The following is a 3,682-nucleotide window of genomic DNA, read 5'->3' as shown; positions in this document are numbered from 1 at the left end:
CCTTCCACCCGACGGAAGAACCCACCCGTCCGGCGCCGCCCCGCGGCGGACGCGCTGAATGTCCGACGCCCCACCTACGATTGCGCGGAAGGGCATGACCGAGAGGACTGCAGGTGAGCGACGTGGACCCGTCGGCGAGGATTCGGGAGATCTGCCTGGCGCTGCCGGAGGCGGCGGAGAAGCCGTTCGGCGGCCACACCGCGCCGTCCTACCGCGTCCGCGACAAGCTGTTCGTGATGACCTCCGAGGACGGCCTCTCCATGACGTTCAAGGCCGGCCCCGGCGTACAGGAGGCACTCGTGGCAGAGGACCCCGAGCGCTTCTTCGTCCCGAAGTACGTCGGCCCCAAGGGCTGGGTCGGCGCCCGCCTCGACGTCGACCACGACTGGGACGAAATGGCCGAACTCATCGAAGACAGCTACCGCCTGATCGCCCCGAAACGCCTGATCGAACTCCTCGAATGACCCCGCCCGCCAACTCCCAGGGCGCGAGCGAGGCATTCCGATGAATCTGTCCCCGGCCGGACGGCCCCGACCTCCCTCCACTGCCGCGCGGCCCAGCGATCGCCCCAAGGTCACAGGGATGACTCTGGGGGCAGAGCCTGGGCGTGTGCTGCTTCCGATGCCGGCTCGGACGGTGAGAGGAGAGCCGGGGGCAGTGTGGTCAGGCACAGATCGGTGAAGACGGCCTGGATGTGATGGCCCGCGCCGTAGTTGGCCGAGCCACCCCAGTGCAGGCCGATGATACGGGACGGCGCGTCGCCTGCCTCCAGGTAGAGGGCGCCCGAGTCGCCCGTCGAGGAGAAGTCGGCGGTTCCTCCGTCGATCCACAGGTCGGTGTGCGAGCCGTGGTGGCCGCAGTCGAACTCGATGAGGTCGACGGTTCCGCGGGTGAGTCCGGTGGTCTGGCCGGTCTTCAGCACGGGCATGTCGATGGCGGCCTCCGTAATCGCGAAGACCGCCGGGCCGGCGGACACGATGGTGGGGCTGACGACGGCCGGGGCCACCGGCGCCGCGATGGCCGCGTCGAGCGTGCCGGCCCTCAGGACCCGGGCGATCTGGTCTTCCGGCGGCGCGCCGCCGTCGCGGAGGGAGGGCTGCGTGACGGGGGCGCCCGGAGTGGAACCGAAGACGTGCTCGTTCGACAGGGCCACGATCTGGTCGGTGAGGGTGTCCCACACCCAGCCGCCCAGGGTTCCGGTGCCGACGCTGTAGCCGCCGGCGACCGGGCGGACCCGCGCGGAGAGGTCCGGGCCCTCGGGAACGGGGGGCGCGTGCTCCTGCACGTCGACGCGGACCCGGACATCGCGTCCGTCGCGGGTGGTGTAGCGGACGTGAGTCGGCAGCAGCCTCGACCGGGGCACGCGGTCCCGGGGGACTTTTCTGGCGAGGTGCAGGACGATCGCGTACTCGTCGATCTTTTCTCCCGATCTTCTGCGGCGTCCCACGCCGGCAGCGTGCACATCGGGATTCGCCAGCAAGCGACCGCCCAGTGCCTTTTTCACCTCGCGCACGATTTCGAGGTCTTCTTCGTTCATGGCCGTCCCCGTCTTTGCCCGGAGATGCTACTCGGCCGGAAAGATCCATTAGTGTCCACATGCGGACCGTCGCACGTACTTCACTTCCCGTAAGCATCCTGGAACTGTTGCTCCCGTGGGGCTCCCGCACAGCGGGACACGCGACAACGGGGAAGAATCATGGGCACAATTGCTCGGCGCGAAGTGACCGTCCTCACCGACGACGAACTCCGGAAACTAGCGCTTCCCGAACCGCCGACTCCGGAAAGCATGGGCCGGCTGAGCGCGAAGCTCGCCGGCGATCCGATGCTGGGGCTGCGGGTCATGAAGTCATTGATCGAGAAGCCCGGAAGCTGGGCCGTCCTCTTCACTCTGACGCCCGAGCAGGAGGCCGGGCTGTCCGATACGAGCACCGATGTGAGCGGCTTCGTCCAGGCCATCGACAACGTTCCGCTGCTCGGGCCCGTCGGGCAGGTCACCTTCCGGCTGACCGGTCCGGACAGCGGCATCCCTACCCAGGAGGGGGAGTCGGACAATCCGTGGTACGTCCCCGACAAAGTCACGATCAAGGTCGAGGGCGAGGTCCAGAGCACCCCGCAGGGGAACTCGGGCCACGTCGGCGGCTCGGTCGCGGTCGAGTGGCATTTCTAGCCGGCCGCCGCGGGAGGCAGCAGTGAACAAAGAAAAAGGGACAATACCGGCGAAATGGACGATCGATCTGGGCATCGCACTTTCGCCCGCCGCCCACGATCGGATCACCGCGGCGATACAGCGGGCCGTCCTGACGGAGATCGCCGGAATCGACGAGGCGGGCACCCTCTCCATCCGCCTCATCGGCCCCGGGAAACGCGGGCGCATTCCCATGCCGAAGCCCGAAGGCGAGGGGTGGCCGTCCAATGAGGACAGCGACGAATTCCCCGAACCATGGTGGAAGCCCGGAGGGCCGATCGGCATAATGCCGATCGAGCCCGAGCGCGATCCACTGGACGGGATCTAGCCGGAAATGGACGCGGACGAGGACCGCACCTGCCCCAGCGGCCGTTGCCGGGAGGGCGCGGTACTCCTCGGGATCATGAAGGCCGATGGAACGCTCGGCTATCTGTCGCCGGTACTGCCCGTCGACCGCGGGTTCGTCGCCCGCGCCGAGGAGGGCCGCGCTCCGGACGCACGGTTCCGCTTCGCCGAACCGTGCATCCGCGGCGGCTGCGGATACTGGACCGGGTCCGCGTGCTCCCTGATCGACAGCCTCCTGGAGGAGACCACCGACGGCGAGGACCGGCTGCCCCGATGCGGCATCCGCCGCGCCTGCCGCTGGTTTCACCAGCGAGGACCGCAGGCGTGCCAGATCTGCCCCCTGGTGACCCGAACAAACTGACGCCGCGGGCCCTCACTGTCGGTCACCGGTGTCCAACGGTCCAAGCACCCGTCGAGTTCGGCCACGGCGGGCATCGGTGCGGTGGTGAGGTCGGTGGTCGGGTGCGGCGCGGTGGTTTCGTTCATGCGGTGTCGGCGGGGCAGCAGGTGGGGCAGGTGCAGGTCACGAGGAGGTCGCCGCCGGTGCGCCGGTCGGCGGGCCAGCGTGCGTCGATTTCGGTGGCCTCGGTCTGGCATGCGGGGCAGGCGTCGGTGCGGTCGGGGCACCACTGCGGGCCCTGTTCGACCAGGTCACCGATGTTCAGTCCGCACAGGGTCAGACCCCAGTGCCCCGAGGCGTGGTAGCGCCGCGGTGCCTGTTCGGCGCCAGGGTCGGCGCACATGTCCCAGCGCATGTCGGGCGGGGCGTACCAAGGCCGGGTCGGGGTGGGGACGTGACCAGGCGGGCCCGCCACTAGCGCCGCCCTTCTCGTCCGGCTAGACGCTATCGGTGTTCGGTGGACAACTTCGGCCCGTCTTTGGGACGGCTCCAGCCTCGGACGGCGGTTTCGGTGTCGGTGGTGGCGTGGTTAGTGGGGGCGGCGTTTCAGGGTTGCCAGGCGGGTTTCTATTTTGGTCATGGTCTCGTTGTCGGGTTTCCAGCCTCGGTGGAGTAGGGCGGTCAGGAGGGCCTCCAAGTAGGGGGCCGGGGTGATGAGGAAGTCCTTGGTGACCGGGATGATCTCCCAGTGCATCTGCTTGGCCAGCCAGCGTCGGCGGGCCTTGTCGTGGGCGAGGGCCCCGGGGCCGGTG

7 protein-coding genes are annotated in these 3,682 nt (G+C 68.9%); 4 read left to right on the top strand and 3 right to left on the bottom strand.

The genetic code is table 11. From position 1 onward, the window contains the following. The first annotated feature begins 113 nt into the window (after positions 1–113). Positions 114–464, top strand: coding sequence for an MmcQ/YjbR family DNA-binding protein (locus ETD96_RS42525; protein ID WP_138642143.1), 351 nt, complete (start codon positions 114–116; stop codon positions 462–464). 110 nt (positions 465–574) lie between these two features. On the opposite strand, the gene ETD96_RS42520 is transcribed toward ETD96_RS42525, so the two are convergent. Beyond that, complete coding sequence (locus tag ETD96_RS42520) at positions 575–1,537, bottom strand: chymotrypsin family serine protease (protein ID WP_138642142.1); 963 nt, start codon at positions 1,535–1,537, stop codon at positions 575–577. A gap of 183 nt (positions 1,538–1,720) precedes the next feature. On the opposite strand from ETD96_RS42520, the gene ETD96_RS42515 reads away from it, so the two are divergent. The 3 genes from ETD96_RS42515 to ETD96_RS42505 are packed head-to-tail and all read left to right on the top strand — an operon-like array spanning position 1,721 to position 2,891. Continuing rightward, positions 1,721–2,167 carry a hypothetical protein gene (locus tag ETD96_RS42515; protein WP_138642141.1) on the top strand — a complete coding sequence of 149 codons (447 nt, stop codon included), beginning with the start codon at positions 1,721–1,723 and terminating at the stop codon, positions 2,165–2,167. Positions 2,168–2,189: 22 nt separating this feature from the next. Then, positions 2,190–2,513: a hypothetical protein gene (locus tag ETD96_RS42510; RefSeq protein ID WP_138642140.1), complete on the top strand. Its 324-nt coding sequence runs from the start codon at positions 2,190–2,192 to the stop codon at positions 2,511–2,513. Positions 2,514–2,519: 6 nt separating this feature from the next. After that, complete coding sequence (locus ETD96_RS42505) at positions 2,520–2,891, top strand: hypothetical protein (protein WP_171069510.1); 372 nt, start codon at positions 2,520–2,522, stop codon at positions 2,889–2,891. A 121-nt stretch (positions 2,892–3,012) separates the two neighbouring features. On the opposite strand, the gene ETD96_RS42500 is transcribed toward ETD96_RS42505, so the two are convergent. Both ETD96_RS42500 and ETD96_RS45535 read right to left on the bottom strand, forming a co-directional pair. Continuing rightward, positions 3,013–3,285: a hypothetical protein gene (locus ETD96_RS42500; protein ID WP_138642138.1), complete on the bottom strand. Its 273-nt coding sequence runs from the start codon at positions 3,283–3,285 to the stop codon at positions 3,013–3,015. A gap of 174 nt (positions 3,286–3,459) precedes the next feature. Next, on the bottom strand, positions 3,460–3,682 hold a 223-nt coding region (locus tag ETD96_RS45535), incomplete at its 5' end, for a hypothetical protein (RefSeq protein WP_171069509.1).

The organism is Actinomadura geliboluensis, assembly GCF_005889745.1.
GTDB lineage: Bacteria > Actinomycetota > Actinomycetes > Streptosporangiales > Streptosporangiaceae > Spirillospora > Spirillospora geliboluensis.
The sequence above is the reverse complement of the archived record's forward strand: the minus strand, read 5'-3'. Positions and strand labels throughout refer to the sequence as shown.

What these genes read in the sequence shown, in the direction of transcription:
- ETD96_RS42500 (WP_138642138.1), bottom strand. Translation starts at nt 3,285, where the DNA reads ATGCGCTGGGACATGTGCGCCGACCCTGGCGCCGAACAGGCACCGCGG.
- ETD96_RS42505 (WP_171069510.1), top strand. Translation starts at nt 2,520, where the DNA reads ATGGACGCGGACGAGGACCGCACCTGCCCCAGCGGCCGTTGCCGGGAG.
- ETD96_RS42520 (WP_138642142.1), bottom strand. Translation starts at nt 1,537, where the DNA reads ATGAACGAAGAAGACCTCGAAATCGTGCGCGAGGTGAAAAAGGCACTG.